This window comes from Catenovulum sp. 2E275, assembly GCF_025515275.1.
Taxonomy (GTDB): Bacteria; Pseudomonadota; Gammaproteobacteria; order Enterobacterales; family Alteromonadaceae; genus Catenovulum.
Map to the genome: position 1 here is coordinate 1 of NZ_JAOPFU010000045.1, position 24,158 is coordinate 24,158.

Below are 24,158 nucleotides of genomic sequence, written 5' to 3' on the forward strand. Positions count from 1 at the left end.
CCGTAAGTTTTTGCCAATACTGTAGAGATTGCTGCTGTTAAAGTTGTTTTACCGTGGTCAACGTGTCCAATTGTACCAACGTTAACGTGCGGTTTCGTACGTTCAAATTTTGCTTTAGCCACTTCCAAGACCTCATTAGTTGTAATTAAAACCGTTTATTCAGTTTTAATATTGATACACGCCACGGTAAGAAGAAACTTTTTTAGGATGGTGCTGATACCCAGATTTGAACTGGGGACCTCACCCTTACCAAGGGTGCGCTCTACCAACTGAGCTATATCAGCGAAATTTGGAGCGGGCAGCGGGAATCGAACCCGCATCATCAGCTTGGAAGGCTGAGGTAATAGCCATTATACGATGCCCGCAAATCCTAAGCAGTAAACCTCAAACTGTGAATATGGTGGAGGGAGCTGGATTCGAACCAGCGAAGGCGGAGCCGTCAGATTTACAGTCTGATCCCTTTGGCCACTCGGGAACCCCTCCGAATCTTTTATTTTTGATGGTGCCGACTGCCGGAATCGAACTGGCGACCTACTGATTACAAGTCAGTTGCTCTACCAACTGAGCTAAGTCGGCCCTGTCAAAAAGTGGTGCGAAGTTTATTGAAAGCTTTTAAGGGTTGCAACCCTTTTTTAATAAAAAAACCATTTTTTTGTTCATTCGCTTAGTTTTCGAGCAAATATGACAATTAGTTTAAAAAAAGTGTTTAAATAAAACGCAAAAAGTATTCAACAATCCAAACTAAATTCAATTCGCAGCAACCGCTTAAATAGCTCAAGTAACTTAGCATTATAAATAACTATCTTAGATGCCAAGCTTAACCGCTCAAACTCAATCAAAATTAAAATTGACTTTTACAATACTTAAAATCAATATTAACAAAACATTAAACAACCCCTAATTATAAAAAGCAGACAAATCTCTTTGTCTTATAAAGGAGTGTGTCAAAGTGACAATTTTACGCGGATTAAGTATACCAAAACGGCTGTGGTTATTATTGGCAATTGCGATCTTAGGTTTTGTGTTTATTTTAGCGTTAAGCTTAAACCAATTAAAACATACCTTAACAGCCACCAAAGAAGACAATACTCGAATGCTGGTTGAAACCGCCTATTCAATTGTCGATCAGCATTATAAAAATTATCAGTCCGGTAAAATGAGTGAAACACTCGCCCAACAAGCCGCTATTAATGATATTCAAAATTTAAGATACGATAACGGCAATTATTTTTGGATTAACGATATGCAACCAAAAATGATTATGCACCCGACCAACCCTTCATTAAACGGTAAAGACATTTCAAATAACCAAGATCCAACTGGTAAACGATTATTCAGCGACATGGTTGACGTGGTTAAACAAAAAGGAGAAGGCCTAGTTCCTTATATGTGGCCATTACCCGGAAGCAAAGAACCAGTTGCTAAAATATCTTATGTTAAAGGCTTTAAACCTTGGGGCTGGATTATTGGCTCCGGTGTTTATTTACAAGATATTGAGCAAGCTTATACAGAATCAGCATCCGGTCAGATTTCTCTTTTTATTATTGTTTTGCTGATTGTTGCTTTAGGCGCGGCCATTATAATTCGCTCTATAACAGTTCCACTTGAAGAAGTTGTTGATGCTTTAAAAGAAATCGCCCGCGGCGATAAAGATTTAACCAAACGCTTACCCGATAAAGGTAAAGATGAGGTCAGTGCGCTGGCACATGCATTTAATGAGTTTGCAGAACAAATAGAAAATATTATTGATCAAGTCAAACAAGCAACGATTCAATTAAATAGCTCAACTAATCATTTAAATCAGGTTGTTGAAGCCAGTGAAGAAAGCATTTCAAGACAACAAGCGCAGTCAAATGCAGTATTAGAATCGGTTCATAATCTAACTTTATCCGTCGAAAAAATATCTCAAAGTGCAACAGATGCGATTCAGGCTGCTAAAGATACTCAAACTACAGCTAATCAGGGGGAAGGGTTAGTTATAGAAGCTAAAAACTCCGTTTCAGTGACAGAATCTAAAGTCACAGAAGCCAGCCATGTGATCACTCAATTAGCTAAAAATAGTCAAAATATCTCCGGTGTGCTGGATGTTATTCGCGGAATAGCCGAACAAACCAATTTATTGGCATTAAATGCAGCTATTGAAGCTGCCAGAGCCGGTGAACAAGGTCGAGGGTTTGCGGTTGTGGCTGATGAAGTACGTGCGCTTGCAGCCAAAACCCAATCTTCCACCGAAGAAATCAGAAATATGATAGATGCCCTACAAGCCGGTAGTTCAAAAGCCGTAGATGCAATAAAAAGTGGTGAAGAATCCACTCAAGTAACCGTTGAAAAAGCGGATACTGCCGCACAATCTTTGCATCAAATTGTCACGGCAATAACTCAAATAGATGCGTTAAACCAAGATATTTCGGCAGAAGTACAAGCGCAATATGCAGTATCAGAAGAAGTCACTGAAGCCATTAAAAATATTACCGCGTCAACTCAAAGCTCGCATGAATCAATTCAAACTACAGCAAAATCTTGCAATCAACTCACTCAAATGAGTGAAAACCTGAGTCGCCTTGTACAGCAATTTAAGCTGAGTTAAGGTTGATTACAGTGTGAATTAAGTTAAATTGAGCTTGAGATTTTAGAGCGCCATAAACGCCGTTCTAAAATCTCTCACTCATACTAAAGGTTAGCGTATTTGGCTAACCCGTTAAAAACAAGCTGCGGCGCTAACTGATACTGTATACCTTGCTGGCTTAGCAGTTTTGCATAAACCTGAGCATCACCACCACATAAATAAAGCTCAACTGCTGAATGCTTTATTTGCATTTGCGCCAATTGTTTTTCAATTAAAGCAATGTGGCTTGCATACAGTGCGTTATAAACGCAGTTTTCAGTGTTTTGGCCTAACTCAATATTGGCTAATGCTGGCTGATTTAATTTAATTTTACCAGAGCGTTGTGCCAAAGCCTGTGCGCTAAATTCAACATTAGGTAAAATCCACCCCCCTAAATGCTGCCCTTGCTCATCAACCGCATCAACAGTAACCGCAGTGCCCGCATCAATCACTATAAAAGCAGACTGAGTTAAGCTTTTTGCGCCTAACATTGCCAACCATCTATCGACCCCCAAACGTGGGTATTCAGCGTAGGCATTAATTAACCCAAATGCGCTAGCCTGAGTTTTTACCTGTAATATTTTATCGGCCAGCGGTTGTTGATTCAGTTTTGGGTTAGCGGATAATTTATTAATTAGCAAAGGGTAAATTGAGTCTGATTCGGCCTTAACACTGGCAAAAACCACTTTGTCAATTTCACGCCAAACTAAACATTCAAAATCGATTAATTCAATAAATGGTGTGGGATAAGTTGCATTAGCATCCAATTGCAATAATGCATATTTTGCACTGGTATTTCCTTCGTCAACTAATAAAATGTTCATTCCGGCCTCAAAGATAATTCACCGCCGTTTAGTTCCACTTCGCCCGAATCGGTCAATAACCGCAAGCCACCTTGCTCATTAATACCCAGATTAATACCTCGGGTAACTTGTTCACCACTGATTAATTGTACTTTCTGGTAATGATATAAATCGTAGGTCGGCCACTTTTCAACAAATTCAGCCATGCCATTTTGACAAAATTGAGTAAGATACAACTGAAGCTGGTCCACCAGTTCAAGCAATAACTCGGTTCGATTAATCACTTTACCCGTGTATTCAGCTAAACTCTGCCACGCCTGATCAATTGCTTGTGCTTGCTGCGGCATATTCACATTTAATCCAGTGCCAATAATAACATTACAGGGCGGCTCAAATGCGCCTTCTAACTCAACTAAAATACCACCGAGTTTTTTCCCTTCCAGATAAATATCATTTGGCCATTTTAACTGAATCGGCACACCTTTAGATTTAAGTAAATCAGCAATAGCCAAACCAACCACCAAGCTTAAACCCGATAGTTCGCTAATGGCTAGATCCAGCTTTAGCCCCAAACTAAAATAAATATTTTGCGCATAAGGCGAGTGCCATACTCGCCCTCGCCTGCCACGTCCTGCGGTTTGTTTTTCGGTGGTGGCTAAAATACGTTCGAATTCAGTTTGTTTAAAACATTGTTTAACATCTTCATTGGTTGAATCTGTCTCACGGCTCAAAATAAGATGTAATTTATCAGCTAATTTCGCTCGAATTAATGGTTGATCAAACGGCTGTACATAATTGGCAAAACAATAACCTTTGCCCGGCACTGAGTGAATATCATAACCTGCGTTTCTGAGTTTATTAATCCATTTAGAAATTGCCGCACGCGACATATTAAACTGCTTAGCTAAAACTTCACCTGAGTGAAAGCCATCTTGCCCTAAAGCCTCTAATAATAATTCAATATTCATTATTTTTTATTCTCAGCTATCAGTAAATCTAAAAATTGAGCCGAATCCACCTCACCCTGTTTGCCAATAAATCTAACTTCTGGGTTTAGTTTAACCTTAAAAAGCGCCAATACAGTTTGCCTGACCATAGCTGCCAAGTTTGCGATTTCAACTCCGCAACTACCGCCTTGATTCACCAAGACCAAAGCCTGCTGCTGATGCACTTTTGCATTTTGATATACAGCCCCTTTTAAACCGGCTTTATCAATTAAATAACCGGCTGCTAATTTAACTTTGCCATCGGCTTGCGGATAATTCGGTATATTTGGGTCTTGTTTAATCAACTGATTAAATACCGATGCTTCAACAACTGGGTTTTTAAAAAAGCTGCCAGCATTAGGTAATTTGGCCGGATCGGGTAATTTAGATTGGCGGATTAAACAAACTTGCTCAAAAATTTGTATCGCAGTCGGATTATTCAGTTCAGCCAGCGGCCCATAACTTAAATTAGCCTGCCAGTTTTTAGTTAGCCTTAAAGTTACCTGAGTAATAATAAATTTATCTTTTAATTGTTTTTTAAAAACAGACTCTCGATAAGCAAACTGACATTGTTGATTATTTAAAGTTTCCACCTGTTGCGTTTGTAAATTATAGCCAGTGACAGACTCACATAATTGGCTAAACTCAACGCCATACGCACCAATATTTTGTACTGGTGCAGCACCAACTGTACCGGGAATTAAAGCTAAATTTTCAAGCCCATCAATACCAGCATCGATTAAACGCTTTACCGTTTGGTGCCAATTTAAACCTGCGCCCAAAGTCACTAAATAATCGGAAGCGGTTTGTTCAATAATAAACTCATCTTGCTCTAGTTGAATGAGCTGACCATCAAACTCAGCATCAACAAATAATAAGTTACTGCCCGCGCCAACAATAATAAAACTCTCATCCGGCTTAAATAAAGCTTGCTGGCTCGGCCATTTTATTAACCGCTTGGCTGTGACTGTTAAACCAAAAGTATTTGGAATTTTAACCACTGGGTATCCTATAAATTTAATTTAGCACTTAATTTAGTTATATATTCTGCTGGCGATATTCCATTGCATAAACCAATACGTCATTTAAATTATTGGTATCTATATAATGAAACTGCATTTTATTATGTAAAGTTGCTAAAGCGGCCGCAACACTATTGAGCGTTTTACCACCGGTAATATCAATTAAAATATCTTCTTCACTCAAGCTATAAAATTGTTGCCAATTTTTCGCTATTTTTAAGTAAGCATTATAATAAGCTTCAATATCATTAGGGGGAATAGGTACAGGGTAAGGCTCAAACTCAATTTGTTTAAACTCAGCGTACATAGCTAACACTTTGAGTGCATTTTTAATATGCGGATAAGTACCGGGCGCAACCCGCTCCACTACACCATCAAAATTTTTGATACTGCAATCTTGCGATCCTAAAAACATGACTCGCTTTAATTTAGCGTTTGGCCGGCAAGCCTGCGCACGAATAATACGTAAAATAAGTTCCCATTGAATTTTAAGCGGCATCAGGTTTTCAATATCCTGATTTAAATTACCGGTTAACTCAATTTCAATCTCAGGTCCGTGTTTTTGTTTGATAAAAAACCAGCGTTCATCTTTAAACTCAAACCGATAACCGCTAGAAACAGTTAAGACTAATCCAGCATAAGCCTGATCTGCATCGCGCCTTTTGACATCACGCAATGGCACCCACTGACGCGCCTGTAATCGTAATGACCAAGATGCCCATAAAAATAAAGTAAAACACAAAATCAGCTCAATCACCCAATACAGGCTAAAATGTTGCTCAAGCCAACTTGAATCTTTACCAAACCAATTAATTAAATGGCTTTCAAATAACAAAGCGCCGCCCAATGCATTGGCAAACATACCAATTGCCGAGGCAGTCATTAAAGCATAAAAAGCCAGCTTAATATCCGCTAGCCTCAAAGGTGGGCGCTCGCGGGCAATCCGTCTAACTTTATTTGAACTTAAAGTAAAAGCATTTTTAAGCAAGCGGCTTAACACAGCTTCACCAGCACCATTGATAAAAAAAGCTTCTAATTTGGGGTTAGCCTGCCTGAAAACATCATATTCTGCGCTTAATAATTCAGGTTTATCCACCGACAAATGAAAATACTCAGCGCCTTTTTCACAAATAGCGGCGGCTAAATTAACGGGTAATACCCCATAAATTTTATCGCCGGGCAATACTTTATCCAGTTTAAGCTCATCAACAAATTCATCAATGCCGCTTACTTGCTTATATAACCACTTACGCGCACCGGCATAAGGCATTACCGCAATTTTAGCCATTTTTACTTTTTCCAGATTATGCTTGGATTAAAAGCCACGCTTTTTCCAAAAGTTTGCTTCGTTTTTTTCTTCTTCTTGGATTAGATCAAACGTTTTATCCGCGACAACTTTTCCTTTCAGTTCAATTGTCATCCGCCACTCACCTAACTTATTACTAACTGGCGCCCAAATAGTATCACCTAAATAAAAATCCCAGTTATTATTACCCACATATTCTTCGCCCTCAAATGGTGGCATCACTTCACCATCATCATTTGGAATATCAGGGTGATAAATACAAAACTTAATTTTTTCACCTTTCGCTTTTTTAAAGTTCACCACCATGCCAAACTCAATATCAATTTGTGCAATAACCTCGGTAGTAAACTCCTGAATTTTAGGCAAGCTTTTGGCTTTGGCATCCCATTGGGTATAAATACCATAACTAACAATAGTAACTTCGGATTTTAGTTTAGACATATTACTCTTTACTGACTTTATTCAAGCGATGGATCTTGCTTATATTTAACTTAGATTGCAAGCGACTCAGAACACACCATTACATAAGTAAAAAAGCTTTATCAGGCTTAGATTTTTTGATCTGAATTATTTTTATCCGAAATAAACTTGTTTTTTATACCCTAGCTTAATTACAATACCCGCATATTTATTCATATTCATTTCAGACTGGGTTTAAGTCACTATGGAAAATTTGATTAGCGCAATCCAAGTAAACATTACTTTATTGGCTTTAGCTATGTTTATCACCTTTATTGTTTTAGGTGCTACCGAAAAAGCTGAAAACGCAGATGCATTAAAAATGGCAAGAATTGAAAACGCATTTTTTGCTGTTAGTAGCTTAGCGGTATTTTTAATATTCTGGTTAATTTAGTTAACCTAATATTTGCCAGTCAAAAAAACCGCTTACCGCGGTTTTTTTGTATCTGAAAACCAAATTAATCTCAAATTTACTGCTAACTTCGACAGATTGTTTTTATATTAACAAACTCTTTTATCCCAAACTCTGATAACTCTCGTCCATAGCCACTGGTTTTAACGCCGCCAAAAGGTAATCTGGGATCGGATTTCACAAAATCATTAATCGCAACAGTGCCTGTATCCATTTTGTCTCTGGCAATTTGTCTGGCCAGTTCAATATTGTTGCTAAATATTGCCCCACCCAAACCAAACTCTGAATCATTAGCAATCCTAATTGCCTCTTTTATATCTTGAGCTTTAATTACCACAGCCACTGGGCCAAATAACTCTTGCTGATAAGCAGGCATGCCGGGTTTTACATCAACTAATATGGTTGCCGGATACCAAGCACCATGTTTATCTGGGATTTCCCCTCCCAATATACAACGCGCTCCGGCTTTAACCGAATCAACAACCTGCTGATGCAATTCATCTCTTAATGTTTGATTCGCTTGCGGGCCATAATCAGAGGCATCATCCATTGGTTCACCCATTTTTTTATTTTTCATTTGCTCAGTAAATGCCTGAACAAACTCATCATAAATACCGGCCAATACAATAAAACGCTTTGCTGCAATACAACTCTGACCAGCATTAATCATCCTGCTTTGGCAGCACTTTTCGGCAGCTAGTTTAATATCAGCATCTTCCAAAACAAGGTAAGGGTCACTGCCACCTAATTCTAAAACGGATTTTTTAATTTGTTTTGCCGCCTGTGCTGCGACTTTGCTCCCCGCCGCTGTACTGCCAGTTAAAGTAACAGCTCTGACTTTTGGGTGATTAATAATAGCTTCCACCTTATCACTGGCGATGACCAAAGTTTTAAAGACATGATCGGTAAATCCGGCTTCTTCAATCAACTTTTCAATCGCTAAAGCACAACCAGTTACACTACTGGCGTGTTTTAATAAACCAACATTACCCGCCATTAAACAAGGGGCAGCAAATCTGAATACTTGCCAGAATGGAAAATTCCACGGCATAACCGCCAGAACAATTCCAATAGGTTGATAGCTAACAAAACTTTCTGCCATATCTGCGGCTATAGATTGGTCCGCCAAAAATGCTTCAGCGTTATCAGCATAATAACGACAAACCCAAGCACACTTTTCAATTTCACCAATCGCTTCTTTATTGACCTTGCCCATTTCCTGAGTCATTAAATCAGCCAAAAATGCTTTTTTATCTATTAATAGCTCAGCTAATTTATGCATTTTTTTACTTCTGTGCGCAAAACTGGTTTTACGCCATGTTAAAAAAGCGGCGTGACTTTGCTCAATAATAGTTTCGATTTGCTGCTCTGACATTTGCGAGTATGAGTGAAGCGGTTGCCCGCTCGCCGGATTAATCGTTTGAATCGGTTTATTGCAGGCCATAATAACGCTCCTGTTGTTTGGCGGTTAGCTATCGTTAGATTAATTTAGTCTTAACAATAGTAATTGAGTTCAGCTAATACAAAATTCAATAGCTGCAATGTGAACGAGTTTAATTTTTACCTGAAAAGCATCTGAATTGCTCAAAAAGTATGCAGATACTTGCAGCCAAAACAGACACCTTTCAAGTGCATTTAATCATGGTTTTAAATTCACCAGCATAAATAAACCACATTGTTGTGACTGATAGCTTGACAGGCTAAAGCGCTACAGCCCAATGGAATTAAGCATTTTAGCTACATTAACAACAATAACTTTACAAAACTGTGCAAATAACTTTCATATTTCTGTAATTTTTTTGCTGGCTTTTTGCTCTGGCATCTTGACAAAATTTTTTTTTAAATTGTTTAAAAAATAGGCTTTGCACTCTTTCAAAAAATCCGTAAACTAGCCGCCCTTTTCGAGCTGACGGTGTTTTAACCAAATAAAATGGTCATGAAAATTGGTAAATTCACAATAGAAAGGCCGGTTGTTCTCGCCCCTATGGCAGGAATAACAGACCGCCCATTCCGACAAATTTGTCGGCAATTAGGTGCTGGTTTAGCGGTTGGTGAAATGCTGTCGAGTAATCCGGAAGTTTGGGGTACAGAAAAATCTCGATTACGGATGGATCACACTGGCGAAACAGGTATTCGCTCGGTACAAATTGCGGGTTGCGATCCAGAGTTAATGGCTCAGGCTGCAATTCATAACGTAGAAAACGGTGCAGACATTATTGATATAAATATGGGCTGCCCGGCCAAAAAAGTGAATAAAAAGCTGGCTGGCTCTGCGTTGTTGCAAGATCCAAAATTAGTTGAACAAATTTTAAACAAGGTGGTCAATTCTGTATCTGTGCCGGTTACCTTAAAAATCCGCACAGGTTGGTCACCAGAAAACCGAAACGGCGTGCAAATCGCAAAGATTGCTGAGCAGGCCGGGATTCAGGCTCTAGCAGTACATGGTCGTACTCGCGCTTGTATGTTTAAAGGCGAAGCCGAATTTAAAACCATCAGAGACATTAAACAAAATGTTTCGATTCCTGTGATTGCAAATGGTGATATTTGCACAGCAAACAGGGCAAAAGAAGTGCTTAATTTAACCGGTGCGGATGCGATTATGGTTGGTCGCGGCGCGCAGGGAAACCCTTGGTTATTTAGGGAAATTAACGAGCTTTTGCAAACAGGACAAGTGACCACAAAACCTAGCTTGATTGAAATACGCGACTTAGTGCTCGCGCATGTAAAATCTTTGCATGAGTTTTATGGTGACGAAAAAGGATACCGAACTGCACGTAAACACGTGATTTGGTACTTAAAAACACTCGCGGACGAGACTGACTTTCGCCGCAAATTTAATGCTATCGACAGCGCCTCTGGCCAGCTTGATAGCCTAGCTTTATTTTTTGAAAACCAAATAAATTAGAGAAGAGTAGTTACTATGTTTGAACAAAATGTTTCTCCTGAATTAGTTACAGGTACAGTTACCGCAACTCAAGAACAAACTCAAAAGCCTTTACGTGCTTCTGTAAAGCAAGCCGTTACTAACTACTTGTCTCAATTAAACGGACAAGACATAGACAACTTCTACGACATCGTTTTATCAGAAGTTGAAGCACCTTTATTAGAAGAAATCATGCTTTATACTCGCGGCAACCAAACTCGTGCAGCGAATATGTTAGGTATCAACCGTGGTACTTTACGTAAAAAGTTAAAAAAATACGGCATGAACTAAGCCGGTTTTTACGATCGAAAAGCACCTTAGGGTGCTTTTTTCGTTATCCACTCTCAAATTTTTCATATTGTTCGGTTAAAATATAACCATTCTTAAAATACAAGGTAATAAATAAACAATGGATACAGCTCGCCCGATCAAACGTGCGCTTATTAGTGTTTCTGATAAAACTGGTATTGTTGAATTTGCGCGTTCATTAGTTGCTAATGGCGTAGAAATTTTATCAACAGGTGGTACTTTCAAATTACTTCAAGAAAACCAAATTGCAGCAACCGAAGTTTCTGACTATACCGGTTTCCCTGAAATGATGGATGGTCGTGTAAAAACCCTTCATCCAAAAGTACATGGTGGTATTTTAGGTCGTCGTGGTCAAGACGATGGTGTGATGGCTGAGCACGGCATTAATGGCATTGATATGGTTGTTGTTAACTTATATCCATTTGCTGCAACTGTTGCAAAACCAGACTGCTCTTTAGAAGATGCAATTGAAAATATCGACATCGGTGGTCCAACTATGGTTCGCTCTGCGGCTAAAAACCATAAAGACGTGACCATTATTGTCAACGCCAGTGATTACGACAGAGTATTAGCAGAAATGGCTAATAACTCAGGTTCGTTAACTTACCAGACTCGTTTTGATTTAGCGATTGCTGCCTTTGAACATACCGCAGCCTATGACGGTATGATTGCTAACTACTTTGGTAAATTAGTACCTGATTACCACACAGAAAAAGCACAAGACAGTCAATTCCCACGTACATTTAACGCTCAGTTTGTTAAAAAACAAGATTGTCGTTACGGTGAAAACAGCCACCAGCAAGCTGCATTTTATGTTGAAGCAAATCCTCAAGAAGCGTCAGTTTCTACGGCTCAGCAATTACAAGGTAAAGCATTATCTTATAACAACATTGCAGATACAGATGCCGCTTTAGAATGTGTAAAAGAATTTGTTGAGCCAGCTTGTGTGATTGTTAAACATGCGAACCCTTGTGGTGTTGCTTTAGGTGCAAACCTATTAGAAGCTTACGACAAAGCGTATCAAACCGATCCAACTTCTGCATTTGGTGGCATTATTGCATTTAACCAAGAATTAGATGCAGATACAGCCGAAGCGATTATTTCTCGCCAGTTTGTTGAAGTGATTATTGCGCCAAGCGTTTCAGCAGCGGCACAACAAATTTTAGCCGCTAAGCAAAACGTTCGTGTTTTAGAATGTGGTGAGTGGTCAGCTAAAACATCTGAACTTGATTTTAAACGTGTCAATGGCGGTTTATTAGTTCAAGACAGAGATCAAGGCATGGTCAGTTTAGATGACTTAAAAGTCGTTTCTAAGCGCCAACCAACTGAAGATGAATTACGTGACTTATTATTCTGCTGGAAAGTCGCTAAGTTTGTTAAATCAAACGCTATTGTATACGCAAAAGGCAACCAAACAATCGGTGTAGGCGCAGGCCAAATGAGCCGTGTATACAGTGCTAAAATTGCAGGCATTAAAGCCGCTGACGAAAACTTAGAAGTTGCAGGTTCAGTAATGGCATCTGATGCATTCTTCCCGTTCCGTGATGGTATTGATGCTGCCGCTGCCGCAGGCATTAAAGCCGTTATTCAACCGGGCGGTTCAATGCGCGATGAAGAAGTTATCGCCGCTGCTGATGAACACGGTATGACTATGGTATTCACTGGAATGCGTCATTTCCGTCACTAATTTTATAGTGCAATTATGTGTTTAAAAGGTCAGTTTTCTGGCCTTTTTTATTTTATCTAGCGACAAAAAGCGATTTTTCTTTATAACCGCATACAGGTTAAAATAAATTTTGTGAAACTCAACTGCTTATCTATAGTCTGAATTGAGCGAACCAACTTATAATTAAAAGCCCTCTCAGCTAAAAGGAATCATCATGAAATTTAATTCAACTGTTTATGCTGTCATTTTGAGTGCTGGTTTATTCACTCAATTTAACTCGCTTGCCGATAATTTAGATAAAGCACTGATTAATGAGACAAGAACAACAGATAATATTAAGCGTGATAACTATCGTCACCCAAAACAAACCCTCGAATTTTTTGAAGTAAAACCGAACCAAACAGTGGTAGAAATTTGGCCGGGAGCTGGCTGGTATTCTGAAATATTAGCGCCCTACCTGCAAGCCGAAGGCAAATATTATGCGGCACATTTTCCGCTAGATACCAAAGTAAGCTATTTTCAAAAATCGCGCGAGCAATACCAACAAAGATTAAAATCAAATACAGCTTACAGCGATGTTATAATCACAGAGTTTAATCCACTAACCCATACAGATATTGCCCCAGCTAACAGTGCAGATACCGTTTTAACCTTTCGTAATTTGCACAACTGGTATATGAATGGTGGAGAAGATGCCGCTATCTCGGCATTTAAATCATTTTATAAAGCCCTAAAACCCGGTGGAATATTAGGTGTTGTTGATCATCAAATGCCAGAAAATTTAGATCAAAATGCCAATAAAAATAGTGGTTATGTTAAAATGTCGCAAGCAATTAGTTGGGCACTACAAGCCGGTTTTGAATTAGAAGCCAGCAGCGAAATAAATGCCAACCCAAAAGATTCAGCCGAACACCCTAAAGGTGTGTGGACACTGCCACCAAGCCTGAGACTGGGTGAAGAAAACAAACATAAATATCTTGCCATTGGCGAGAGTGACAGATTTACATTAAAGTTTCGAAAACCGAAATAAAAATAGTTAGAGGTAATCATACAAATGAAAGTTTTAGTTATCGGCGGCGGCGGTCGCGAACATGCATTAGCATGGAAAGCAGCTCAATCAAGCCAAGTTGAAGCCGTTTTTGTAGCACCGGGCAACGCAGGTACAGAGCTTGAACCAAAATTAACCAATGTTGCAATTGGTGTAGAAGACATTCAGGGATTAGTTAAATTTGCGCAAGAAAACGCAATTGAACTTACCATTGTAGGCCCTGAAGCGCCTTTAGTTATTGGTGTAGTTGATGCTTTTCAAGCTGCGGGGTTAACTGTATTTGGTCCAACAGAAAAAGCGGCTCAGTTAGAAGGCTCAAAATCTTTCACTAAAGACTTTTTAGCTCGTCATGATATTCCAACGGCCTGGTACAAAACTTTCACTCAAATCGATGAAGCTTTAGCTTATCTTGATGAAAAAGGTGCGCCTATCGTAATCAAAGCAGACGGTTTATGCGCTGGTAAAGGCGTTATCGTTGCAATGACATTAGATGAAGCGAAAGACGCAGTTAAAGACATGCTAGCAGGTAACGCATTTGGTGATGCTGGTAACCGTGTGGTGATTGAAGAATTTTTAGAAGGCGAAGAAGCTAGTTTTATCGTTATGGTTGACGGTAAAAATGTTGTGCCTATGGCAACTAGCCAAGATCACAAACGTGCTTATAACGAAGATAAAGGCCCTAACACAGGTGGTATGGGTGCTTATTCTCCTGCTCCTGTAGTAACCGACGAAGTTTACACCCGCATCATGAACGAAGTAATCAACCCAACAGTTGAGGGGATGGCCAAAGAAGGTATGCCTTATACTGGTTTCTTATATGCTGGTTTAATGATTACGGCTGACGGTACACCAAAGGTTATCGAATATAATTGTCGCTTTGGCGATCCAGAAACTCAACCAATTATGTTACGTATGCAATCTGATTTAGTTGAGCTGTGTTTAGCCGGTGCTAAAGGTGAGTTAGCTGGCAAAGTTGCTGAGTTTGATCCGCGTCCATCTGTTGGTATCGTTTTAGCTGCGGGTGGTTACCCGAATGCTTATCCAAAAGGTGATGTTATTTCTGGCCTACCGACCGAAGAAGTTGAAGGCGAAAAAGTATTCCACGCTGGCACAACAATGAAAGACGGTAATGTGGTGACTGCCGGTGGTCGTGTACTTTGTGCAACCGCTTTAGGTAACTCAGTAACCGACGCTCAAGCACGTGCTTATCAGTTAGTTAAACAAATTGACTGGGACAAAGTTCAGTATCGTGACGATATCGCTTATCGCGCGATTGCTCGTGAGCAAGCTAAATAAAAGAATTTTTGTAAAATGTAGGTTGGGCCGAGCGAAGCGAATCCCAACTCATCAAGACAAAAAATCCCACGCTCGCGTGGGATTTTTTATAATACGGCTCAATAAAAACAATTAAATTGTTTGTTCTTGTTCTGCATTTTCTTCTACTGTGCCATCTTCCACTTCGCGCACATTAAATTCAATTTTATGCGCAATTTGGGTTTCGCGGTCAACGCAATAAAGCTCTAACACCCCAATATCGGTAAAGTGTGCTCGTAAATCAATTTGTGCAATCCGTTCTTCACCTTTGATTTCAGCTTCAATCGGTTTATGAAATTCGAGTTCTTCTTCGTCTATTTCGCACAGTTCACCAGCTTGATCATGGTTACGTGTGGTGCTGGATAAAAAGTCGAATTCACCAACTTGCCCTGTCCATAAACAAAGCTCAATTTCTTCGCCAGATATTTCATGAGTTGTGCCCTCTTCCATTCCGTAAGGCACAATACACATTGCTTGCACTGGCGGTTCAAAACCTGGGATTGCAGGCTCTGCACTTTCAATCGCAATATAATAGCTGCGTGCACTACCGCCTTTAATGCGAATGCCACGGCCGTGACGTGCCATGCCTAAATAGGCAGCGCCATTAGCAACAGCTAAATCTAAACTAATAGAAGACAATGCATCCGGCTCGGCTACTGCTTGTTCATCTGCCCAATTATTTAACTGCTGCATAATCCGGTTGCGTAAAGCTTGCGCTTTAAATACTCCACCATTAAATAATACTTTGGTGGGTATAATCATTTCGCTATAAGCCCTGTCTGGTAAAACCTGCTCTAATAACTCAGCATGTTGGGTTAAAAATTTAGCTAAATGTTTAGTGATTGCCGGTTCACTTGAATAAGGTAAGCCGCTCGATTTAAAACCCCAACGGCGTTTTTCGCGCGGAACTTCTGACGACTCAACCAGCGGGAAAAACCCTTCAAGCAATAACTGATTCAGTTCATCACGGGTTAAATCGGTTTTAATTGAACCGCCAATAACCGATGAACCACGCCCTAGCACAGTTAAAGGCCAGTGAGTTAATTCGTCATTAGATAATAATTCTTCTTTTGCGACCCGACATTGCTGGACCAAACCAGCAAGTTGCCAGTCATCCAGTTTTTTATGACCTTGCTGTTTTAATTTATTGGCAACCGTATGCGCCAGCGATAAATCCATATTATCGCCACCTAATAAAATATGCTCACCAACCGCAACTCTGCGCAGTTGTAACTCGCCCTCTTCTTCGGTAACCGCAATTAATGAAAAGTCGCTGGTACCACCGCCCACATCCACAACTAAGATTAAGTCGCCTTTTTCAACTTGGTTACGCCAATCGCGTCCCATAGAGGCAATCCAGCTATAAATTGCAGCTTGTGGTTCTTCCAATAAGTGTAAATTGGCAAATCCTAATTCTTCAGCGGCTTTTACGGTTAAGTTACGCGCTCTGGCATCAAAACTGGCAGGCACACAAATGGTCACTTCCTGATTAATTAATGATTTTTGCTGATCACCCTGAGCTATCTTTTCATTCCAAGATTCAATTAAATGAGAAAGGATCATTTTGGCAATCTCAAACGGCGATTGCTTGATATTTTTTTCAGGTGTATTAGGCGGTAATAATTTTTTTTCTGGATCTATCCCTGAATAACAAAACCAACTTTTAGCTGAATGAATATAACGAGTCGGTACTTTAGCTCCCTGCTCACGAGCAAAATAGCCAACAACACTTGTATCTTCACTGCGCCACGGCAAATTGAGTGCGCCATGTGGTAAATCATCGCCTGAACTTAAATACACAGTGGATGGTAAAGAGGCTCTTTCTTCAACACTACCGGCAGCGACTACTTGTGGAATTGGCATGCTGACAACATTAATCTGCTCACCAGATTGCTCCGCATTTTCAACATAAGATAACGCTGTATTACTGGTGCCTAGGTCGATTCCAACTACATACTGGCTCATGCTTTAACCTCCACTTGCGCGGCAGCAATCACAGTTTGATCCTGACCATCAGCAATGGTTGGCAAATGCGTATTAGCAGCATACCAGCCTTTGTGAACTAACAGGCCTTGAGCGCCGGTTTCGCTGGCATTTTGGCTGGTTAAGTTACCGACCAATTCAATTTTTGACGGATCAAAATGAGCTTCAACAGCTACACTATCTCCTTCGTTTTTAGCAATAATCGGCTGCACATCAAAATGTTTATCTAATACTTTACGGCAACCGGCATGAATATCACGCACCGCAGCACCAATATCGGCATCGGAATATGGCGTAATATCTTCTTTTAAAAAGTCGATTAACCGCCCGTTTGCTTGAAATAAGTTAAGTACCTGTACTGCTGGTAATTGCGAATGTTGAAATTTTGGGCGATTTTGTGCTGCTTGCTCATTATTTGCAGATGGCTCAGCTTGAGTTTTGGCTACACCAGCTAAAGCTTTTGCCTCACCCTGAAAAAGAATTTTAAAAAAGTAAGAAAATGCGCTAGTTAGTCTCATGACAGACTCCGTTAATTATTTAAAGCTAGAAGCTCTAGCCAATTAAAACATAGTGAATAACAAACAAAACCCGGCCAGTAAGATAAAACTTTACGCCGGGTTTTAATAACAGCGAACTGCTTTTAAGTTAAAGCAGGCTGAAAACTACAGATTATTTATTTTTGGCTTTAGCAAATGCCTCTGCAAAAGCATTACCCATCATGGCATTTCCAAAAGCTTGATTGCCGCCAGATTTTGCCGGGCGTGCATTCCCTTTTTTCGCTTGTGGTTTAGCTTGGGCTTTATTAGCAATCGGTTTTGCACCTGCCTCAACCGGATCATTTAAACGCATGGTAAAACCGATACGTTTACGTGGTGCGTCTACTTCAATCACTTTAACTTTAACAATATCACCGGCTTTAACCACTTTGCGCGGATCATCAATAAAGGTTTCGGACATCGCAGAAATGTGCACTAAACCGTCTTGGTGAACACCTACATCAATAAATGCACCAAAGTTAGTCACGTTTGTTACTACGCCTTCAAGTGTCATACCCACTTTAAGGTCTTCTATCGATTCAACCCCTTCTTTAAACGTTGCAGTTTTAAATTCAGGTCTTGGATCGCGCCCCGGTTTATCCAGCTCAGCAACAATATCTTTTACTGTCGGCAAACCAAACTGTTCGTCAGTATAATCCGCCGGATTTAACGCTTTTAATTTGCTAGAGTTACCAATTAATGCCGTAACCGTATCATCATTAGCAGCTAGAATTTTTTCAACGACAGGGTAAGCTTCTGGGTGAACCGCCGATGCGTCTAACGGGTTTGTGCCGCCAACAATTCGTAAAAATCCTGCACATTGTTCAAAAGCTTTTGGCCCTAAACGCGCAACTTTTTTAAGCTCGTCACGCGAATTAAACCGGCCTTGTTCATCCCTAAAATTAACAACATTCTGCGCCATCGTTTTAGTTAAACCAGAAACCCGAGTTAACAGCGGAACTGACGCTGTATTTAAATCAACTCCAACCGCGTTTACACAATCTTCAATCACAGAATCAAGTGATTTAGATAACGCGCTTTGGTTTACATCGTGCTGATATTGGCCAACACCAATTGATTTAGGTTCAATTTTAACCAGCTCTGCCAGCGGATCTTGTAACCTGCGAGCAATAGAAACCGCGCCACGTAAAGAAACATCCAACTCAGGAAATTCTGCCGCAGCGGTTTCTGATGCTGAGTAAACCGATGCACCGGCTTCACTCACCATAATTTTATTGAGTTTTAATTCACTTTCTTCTTTTAATAACTCAGCCACTAACTTATCAGTTTCACGCGAGCCAGTCCCGTTACCAATACTGATTAACTCAACTTGATGCTGGCGAATTAAATTGGCTAAAGTGCGTTTACTTTTATCCCACGCATTTTGTGGTGGATGTGGAAAAATTGTGCTGGTTGTCAATAATTTACCGGTTTTATCAACAATCGCGACTTTTACCCCAGTACGAATACCCGGATCTAATCCCATAGTCACTTTATCACCGGCAGGCGCCGCCATTAATAAATCTTTTAAATTTTTGGCAAATACCGAAATAGCTTCGCCTTCGGCTTTTTCTCTTACCTCAGCAAATAACTCAGTTTCCATGTGGGTTTGAATCTTCACCCGCCATGTCCAGCTAATCGCTTGTTTTAAAAAGCTTTCAGCGGCTCGGCCTTGCCATTTAAAATTAAAGTGCTCGGCAATCATAACCTCAACGACAGAGCCAGTTTGATTTTCATCTTTATTTGGATCAGCATTTAAGCTCAGCGCTAAATAGCCTTCGTTACGGCCTCTAAAAATAGCCAACGCACGATGCGACGGAATTTGTTTAATGGCTTCGCTAAACTCAAAATAATCGCTGAATTTAGCCGCTTCTTTTTCTTTTCCGGCAATCACTTTAGCTTCAATCGTGGCATTTTGAGTTAAATAATGGCGCACTTTTTTAAGCAAACTGGCATCAACTGCAAATCGTTCCATTAAAATAAAACGAGCACCTTCTAGCACGGCTTTAGTGTCGGCAAAGCCCGCTTCGGCATTTAAATAATCTTGCGCAAGGTTTTCAGGGTCTAATGTTAAATCAGCCAAAATAGCATCGACTAACGGCTCAATCCCAGCTTCAATTGCAATTTGACCTTTGGTTCTGCGCTTAGGTTTATAAGGCAGATATAACTCTTCTAAATCGGTTTTGCTTTGTGCTTGTTCAATTGAGTTAGCCAGTTGCGGAGTCAGTTTTCCTTGCTCGTTAATACTGCGTAAAATAACCTCTCTGCGCTCATTTAATTCACGCAAATAACCCAAGCGAGATTCCAGCGTACGTAATTGGGTATCGTCTAACCCACCGGTTGCTTCTTTACGATAACGCGCAATAAAAGGCACTGTTGCGCCGCTATCTAATAACTCAACCGCAGCATTGATTTGCTGGGCTTTAACGCCAATTTCATCAGCGATTAAATTTACAATATTTGTCATTTTTATTCCTGCTCATTCAATAAGCGTCTTTGCTTATTTAAATCAATTGCACCATTTAGTTGGATCAACAGGTTTACCCTGATGGCGAATTTCAAAATATAAACCCGGTGTATTTTGTCCACCGGACTGGCCAACTAATGCGATGGGTTCACCCGCTCTAACAATGTCGCCAACTTCTTTTAATAAAGCTTGATTATGGCCGTATAAACTCATAAATCCATCGCCATGCTCTACCACTAACACTAAACCATAGCCTTTAAGCCAATCAGAAAATATCACGCGTCCGGCATAAATATTGTTAATTAACTGCCCACTAGGCGCATTAATCACGATACCTTTCCAACGTAACTGACCTGATTTAGTACGGCCAAAATAGTCTTTAACCTGACCTTTAGTTGGCCATAATAATTTACCTTTAACTTGTGATAAACCGCTAAAATCGAGCTGTTCAGGCAAAGCTTCAACCGCCTCGGCAAGCGCCTCTAGCGCTGCGGTTAATGCATTTTCATCTTGTTTTAAATTTGCCAGTTGTTGTTCATCGGTTTTTATAATTTGGCTTAACTGAAGTAAGTTTTCTTTTTGTTGTGCTTTTAAGTTAACCAGTTCAGCTTTTTTATCGGTTTGTAATTGTAAAAGCTGTGCTAGCTCTTGCTGAGTTTGATTTAATACCAGTTTGTTTTGCTCTAATGCAGCTAAGGTAATTTTTAGTTTATCAATTGCGCTTAATCTGGCCTGATTTAAGTATTGATAATAACTCAGCATACGCTCAAGTGTGGCGGGAGAATCTTGGTTGAGCATCATTTTTAAATAATCATGCTGACCAACCTGATAAGCACTTTTTATCTGCGCTGATAAAATGTTTAGCTGTTCAGCTTTAATCGCTTCCAGCTCTTTTTGCTGTTGTTCTAGTTCTTTAATTTGTTGCTTGGTTTGAACCAGTGACGATTCGGTTTTACGTAACTCATTGGTCACTTGCCCGATGGCTCTGTCTGTTTTTTTGAGTGCTTGTTCAATTTGATTCAGTTGTTTGGAGTTTTGTTTTAAATCGGTTTGGGTTTGCAGGATTTGCTGCTGGACTTTTTCCAGTTTTGCTTTGGTTTGTGCCTCGCTCGCCGCTAAGCTTGAGTTTGTCCAAAATAGCTGAAAACAGAGTAATAAAAATAACAAACAGCCAGAAAAGCTTCTGGCTGTTTTATTTTTAAACCTATGCAAATTCATGGGTTTAAACAAAATAAAAGGCTCTTAAAAAAAACCGGTTTATTTTAGTTTCATAATTGGAGTGCCTGTCATTTCAGCAGGCTGTTCCATACCCATTAAATGCAGCATAGTTGGTGCAACATCACTTAACACACCTTTGCTGTTTACAACTTCAGCGTCACGGCCAAAATAAATAAACGGTACTGGCTCGCTGGTATGTGCTGTGTGTGCCTGACCTGTTGTTGGGTCTGTCATTTGTTCTGCATTTCCGTGGTCAGCAGTAATTAAACACTCACCACCCACTTTTGCTAATGCTTCAACCACTCGGCCAATCGCAACATCAACCGCTTCACAAGCTTTTACTGCTGCCTCAAATACACCGGTGTGACCCACCATGTCGCCATTTGGATAGTTACAAATAATTGCATCAAATTTTTGGCTTTCAATTGCTTCAACTAATTTGTCAGTTAATAACACTGAGTTCATCTCTGGTTGAAGATCATAAGTCGCCACTTGTGGAGATGGCACTAAAACACGCTCTTCACCTTTAAATTCTTCTTCGCGGCCACCGCTAAAGAAAAATGTCACGTGAGCGTATTTTTCAGTTTCTGAAATACGTAACTGAGTTTTATCGTGCTTTTCTAACCACTCAGGAAATACATTAACTAGCTCTTTAGTTGGGTAAGCAATACTCGCTTTAATGTCGGCAGCATATTGAGTTAACATCACAAAATCAGCTAGTTTTGGTGATTTTTTCTTCTCAAAACCAGAAAAATCAGCATCAACAAATGCACGTGTGATTTCGCGAGCACGGTCTGCACGGAAGTTCATAAAGATAACTGAATCGCCATCTTCTACTTTTGCGGCATTACCGTCCGCATCTAAAATAGCCGTTGCTTTAACAAATTCATCATTCTCATCACGCTCGTAAGCAGCTGCTAAACCCTCTACCGCAGTTTTGGCTGTAAATTGCGCTTCACCTGAGGTTAATAAGTCATAACATGACTGAACACGATCCCAACGTTGGTCACGATCTAACGCATAATAACGACCAATTAAGCTAGCAACTCGGCCTTTACCCATTTTTTCAAACTGGGCTTCAAATTTTTCTAAAGTCGCTTTTGCGCTACGAGGTGGTGTATCACGGCCATCTAAAAATGCGTGGAAATAAATTTTGTCTGCACCACGTTGTGCAGCAAGTTCAATCATGGCTTCAATGTGATCTTCGTGACTGTGCACCCCACCTGGTGATGCTAAGCCCATAATATGCACAGCTTTATCTGAGTTAACAGCTGCATCAACGGCTTTAACTAAAACCTCATTTTCAAAAAAGGTTTTTTCTTCAATATCTTTAGTGACACGAGTAAAGTCTTGATAAACAACTCGACCAGCACCTAAGTTTACGTGACCTACTTCACTGTTACCCATTTGGCCGTGTGGTAAACCAACATCCATACCTGAGCCAGAAATTAAGGTATTTGGGAATTCTTTGGTTAAACGATCAAGATTAGGCGTATTTGCAGCCATTACCGCGTTATTGTCAGGGTTTTCGCTGTAACCCCAGCCGTCCATAATAATTAGTACAAGCGGTTTTTTATTCATAGTCATCGTCTTCCTATTAGTTTTTACTAAAATTTTGCCGTTATCTTTATTATCTTGTTCGTTCCGCTGAAATCAATCTGAATAAAACGATTAAATCAATCGGATTTAAGCATTAAACACAATAATCTTTGCATTTTAATTGCTCTAATAGCTGTATTTTACCTAGTTTTATAATACAAATCAGTCTGTTTAGGCATTATATTGACTATTTTCGTGAAAAATAAATTTTTTGTGCATTTTTTCACGGTATCCTTTTGCCCAAAGTTAAGGGTATAATCACCGCGTTTTTTCTAGTTATCAGGTTTAAATATGCAAGAATATATTGGATTTTTCGCAAACCATCCGTTTTTAACGGCGATTTGGTTTGTATTATTTTTCGCTATAATTTACACATTTGTACAAGCTAAATTTTCGGCTTTTACTCGGGTAAATACGCAACAATTAACTATGCTCGTAAATAAGCAAGATGCCACTGTACTTGATATCAGAGGACAAGCTGATTACAACAAAGGTCATATTGCAGGTGCGCTGAATATTCCTACAGAACAGGTTGAAGGCGGTAAAAACGCAAAACTTGAAAAATTAAAATCACGCCCCATTATAGTAGTTTGCACTGCTGGTATGAGCGCCAGCAAAGTAGCAAATCAACTCGCTCAGGCTGGTTTTGAGAATGTGAATATTCTTGATGGCGGTATGAATGCCTGGAGCAATGCAAACTTACCTGTAGCAAAAGGTTAATCTTTTATGGCTAAAGTCACAGTTTATACTAAAGCTTGGTGTCCGTTTTGTACTCGTGCAAAATATGTTTTAACCCAAAAAGGGGTTGAATTTGACGAAATAGACATTGGCGCTAATCCAGAGTTACGCGAACAAATGATCGAACTAAGTGGCAGACAAACTGTGCCGCAAATTTTTATTAACGAGCATCATGTTGGTGGGTGTGATGACCTGCTTGAAGCTGATCTCGACGGCGAGTTAGATCGCCTACTCAACACTTAAATATAACAAAGGTATTTCCATGTCTGAACAAACTCCAGAAACCGGCGCACAAGACGCAGCAGCACAATTTGCAATTCAACGTGTATTTGCAAAAAATATTTCATTTGAAACGCCTAACTCACCGGAAATTTTCACCGAAGCGTGGAAACCGGAAGTGCAAATGGATATCGACACTAAATCTAAAAAATTAGAAGGCGATAACTACGAAGTTGTTTTATCAATTACAGTTACGGCTAAAGTAGGTGACAAAACCGCTTTTTTAGTTGAAGTAGAGCAAGCTGGTATTTTTGGTATTGCTAATTTACCACCACAACAAATGGCACATACGATTGGCTCATTATGCCCGGGTATTTTATTCCCGTATGCGCGCGAAGCTATTTCAAACTTAGTTAACCGTGGTACTTTCCCACCGTTAAACTTAGCGCCAGTAAATTTTGATGCTTTATTTGCAAGCTATATGCAACAGGTTGCACAGCAACAAGCTCAAGCACAAGATGAGTCACAAAAATTAGATTCATAAT

At 39.9% G+C, this 24,158-nt stretch carries 22 protein-coding genes and 4 tRNA genes; 10 read left to right on the plus strand and 16 right to left on the minus strand.

The genetic code is table 11. The annotated features are described in order from the left end of the window. The 5 genes from N7931_RS16160 to N7931_RS16180 form a co-directional block, all read right to left on the minus strand. On the minus strand, positions 1–122 hold a 122-nt coding region (locus N7931_RS16160; RefSeq protein WP_262795413.1), incomplete at its 3' end, for a GTP-binding protein. An 86-nt stretch (positions 123–208) separates the two neighbouring features. Then, positions 209–284, minus strand: a tRNA-Thr gene (locus N7931_RS16165). A 6-nt stretch (positions 285–290) separates the two neighbouring features. Next, positions 291–365, minus strand: a tRNA-Gly gene (locus N7931_RS16170). Between the two features lie 33 nt (positions 366–398). Continuing rightward, positions 399–483, minus strand: a tRNA-Tyr gene (locus N7931_RS16175). Between the two features lie 17 nt (positions 484–500). Continuing rightward, positions 501–576: transfer RNA gene (locus tag N7931_RS16180), tRNA-Thr, on the minus strand. A 373-nt stretch (positions 577–949) separates the two neighbouring features. Here N7931_RS16180 and N7931_RS16185 point away from each other — a divergent pair. Next, entirely contained in the window at positions 950–2,587 is a 1,638-nt protein-coding gene (locus tag N7931_RS16185) for a methyl-accepting chemotaxis protein (RefSeq protein ID WP_262795388.1), read from the plus strand. A gap of 83 nt (positions 2,588–2,670) precedes the next feature. On the opposite strand, the gene N7931_RS16190 is transcribed toward N7931_RS16185, so the two are convergent. From N7931_RS16190 to N7931_RS16210, 5 genes are read right to left on the minus strand one after another with little or no spacing between them, the layout of a single operon-like run. Continuing rightward, positions 2,671–3,429: a type III pantothenate kinase gene (locus tag N7931_RS16190; protein ID WP_262795389.1), complete on the minus strand. Its 759-nt coding sequence runs from the start codon at positions 3,427–3,429 to the stop codon at positions 2,671–2,673. Next, entirely contained in the window at positions 3,426–4,376 is a 951-nt protein-coding gene (gene birA, locus N7931_RS16195; protein WP_262795390.1) for a bifunctional biotin--[acetyl-CoA-carboxylase] ligase/biotin operon repressor BirA, read from the minus strand. Before birA ends, N7931_RS16190 begins: the two co-directional genes overlap by 4 nt. After that, on the minus strand, positions 4,376–5,395 hold the full coding sequence (gene murB, locus N7931_RS16200; RefSeq protein ID WP_262795391.1) for a UDP-N-acetylmuramate dehydrogenase: 1,020 nt from the start codon (positions 5,393–5,395) through the stop codon (positions 4,376–4,378). The genes birA and murB overlap by 1 nt, the downstream gene beginning before the upstream one ends. A gap of 37 nt (positions 5,396–5,432) precedes the next feature. Continuing rightward, positions 5,433–6,704 carry a CRISPR-associated protein Csx16 gene (gene csx16, locus N7931_RS16205; protein ID WP_262795392.1) on the minus strand — a complete coding sequence of 424 codons (1,272 nt, stop codon included), beginning with the start codon at positions 6,702–6,704 and terminating at the stop codon, positions 5,433–5,435. Between the two features lie 27 nt (positions 6,705–6,731). After that, complete coding sequence (locus N7931_RS16210) at positions 6,732–7,163, minus strand: DUF3859 domain-containing protein (protein ID WP_262795393.1); 432 nt, start codon at positions 7,161–7,163, stop codon at positions 6,732–6,734. Positions 7,164–7,386: 223 nt separating this feature from the next. Between N7931_RS16210 and N7931_RS16215 the strand changes: the two genes are divergently transcribed. Next, a complete protein-coding gene (locus tag N7931_RS16215; RefSeq protein WP_262795394.1) occupies positions 7,387–7,575 on the plus strand; it encodes a hypothetical protein in 189 nt (62 codons plus the stop codon). Positions 7,576–7,657: 82 nt separating this feature from the next. On the opposite strand, the gene N7931_RS16220 is transcribed toward N7931_RS16215, so the two are convergent. Then, positions 7,658–9,037, minus strand: a complete 1,380-nt coding sequence (locus tag N7931_RS16220) for an NAD-dependent succinate-semialdehyde dehydrogenase (RefSeq protein ID WP_262795395.1) — start codon at positions 9,035–9,037, stop codon at positions 7,658–7,660. 492 nt (positions 9,038–9,529) lie between these two features. Here N7931_RS16220 and dusB point away from each other — a divergent pair, with 492 nt between their 5' ends. The 5 genes from dusB (at position 9,530) to purD (ending at position 14,835) form a co-directional block, all read left to right on the plus strand. Continuing rightward, positions 9,530–10,498 (plus strand): tRNA dihydrouridine synthase DusB, encoded by a 969-nt coding sequence (gene dusB, locus N7931_RS16225; RefSeq protein WP_262795396.1) that lies wholly within the window; start codon positions 9,530–9,532, stop codon positions 10,496–10,498. Between the two features lie 15 nt (positions 10,499–10,513). Further along, on the plus strand, positions 10,514–10,807 hold the full coding sequence (gene fis, locus N7931_RS16230) for a DNA-binding transcriptional regulator Fis (RefSeq protein WP_262795397.1): 294 nt from the start codon (positions 10,514–10,516) through the stop codon (positions 10,805–10,807). Positions 10,808–10,925: 118 nt separating this feature from the next. Then, positions 10,926–12,512 carry a bifunctional phosphoribosylaminoimidazolecarboxamide formyltransferase/IMP cyclohydrolase gene (gene purH, locus N7931_RS16235; RefSeq protein WP_262795398.1) on the plus strand — a complete coding sequence of 529 codons (1,587 nt, stop codon included), beginning with the start codon at positions 10,926–10,928 and terminating at the stop codon, positions 12,510–12,512. 193 nt (positions 12,513–12,705) lie between these two features. Further along, the gene (locus tag N7931_RS16240) at positions 12,706–13,521 is read left to right on the plus strand and encodes a class I SAM-dependent methyltransferase (RefSeq protein WP_262795399.1); all 816 of its coding nucleotides are present in this window, start codon (positions 12,706–12,708) and stop codon (positions 13,519–13,521) included. Between the two features lie 24 nt (positions 13,522–13,545). After that, complete coding sequence (purD, locus tag N7931_RS16245; RefSeq protein WP_262795400.1) at positions 13,546–14,835, plus strand: phosphoribosylamine--glycine ligase; 1,290 nt, start codon at positions 13,546–13,548, stop codon at positions 14,833–14,835. Positions 14,836–14,946: 111 nt separating this feature from the next. Here the strand turns inward: purD and N7931_RS16250 are convergent, their stop codons facing one another. The 5 genes from N7931_RS16250 to gpmM all read right to left on the minus strand — a co-directional run bounded on the left by N7931_RS16250 (position 14,947) and on the right by gpmM (position 22,644). After that, the gene (locus N7931_RS16250; RefSeq protein WP_262795401.1) at positions 14,947–16,818 is read right to left on the minus strand and encodes an Hsp70 family protein; all 1,872 of its coding nucleotides are present in this window, start codon (positions 16,816–16,818) and stop codon (positions 14,947–14,949) included. Next, positions 16,815–17,354 (minus strand): DUF2760 domain-containing protein, encoded by a 540-nt coding sequence (locus N7931_RS16255; protein ID WP_262795402.1) that lies wholly within the window; start codon positions 17,352–17,354, stop codon positions 16,815–16,817. The genes N7931_RS16250 and N7931_RS16255 overlap by 4 nt, the downstream gene beginning before the upstream one ends. A gap of 151 nt (positions 17,355–17,505) precedes the next feature. After that, complete coding sequence (locus tag N7931_RS16260) at positions 17,506–19,839, minus strand: Tex family protein (RefSeq protein ID WP_262795403.1); 2,334 nt, start codon at positions 19,837–19,839, stop codon at positions 17,506–17,508. Positions 19,840–19,881: 42 nt separating this feature from the next. Then, the gene (locus tag N7931_RS16265) at positions 19,882–21,069 is read right to left on the minus strand and encodes a murein hydrolase activator EnvC family protein (RefSeq protein ID WP_262795404.1); all 1,188 of its coding nucleotides are present in this window, start codon (positions 21,067–21,069) and stop codon (positions 19,882–19,884) included. A gap of 27 nt (positions 21,070–21,096) precedes the next feature. Continuing rightward, positions 21,097–22,644 (minus strand): 2,3-bisphosphoglycerate-independent phosphoglycerate mutase, encoded by a 1,548-nt coding sequence (gene gpmM / locus N7931_RS16270; RefSeq protein WP_262795405.1) that lies wholly within the window; start codon positions 22,642–22,644, stop codon positions 21,097–21,099. A gap of 303 nt (positions 22,645–22,947) precedes the next feature. Here gpmM and N7931_RS16275 point away from each other — a divergent pair, with 303 nt between their 5' ends. From N7931_RS16275 to secB, 3 genes are read left to right on the plus strand one after another with little or no spacing between them, the layout of a single operon-like run. Further along, positions 22,948–23,376: a rhodanese-like domain-containing protein gene (locus N7931_RS16275; RefSeq protein WP_262795406.1), complete on the plus strand. Its 429-nt coding sequence runs from the start codon at positions 22,948–22,950 to the stop codon at positions 23,374–23,376. Between the two features lie 6 nt (positions 23,377–23,382). After that, positions 23,383–23,637, plus strand: coding sequence for a glutaredoxin 3 (gene grxC, locus N7931_RS16280; protein WP_262795407.1), 255 nt, complete (start codon positions 23,383–23,385; stop codon positions 23,635–23,637). Positions 23,638–23,656: 19 nt separating this feature from the next. Further along, positions 23,657–24,157, plus strand: a complete 501-nt coding sequence (secB, locus tag N7931_RS16285; RefSeq protein ID WP_262795408.1) for a protein-export chaperone SecB — start codon at positions 23,657–23,659, stop codon at positions 24,155–24,157. The last annotated feature ends 1 nt before the right edge of the window (position 24,158 follow it).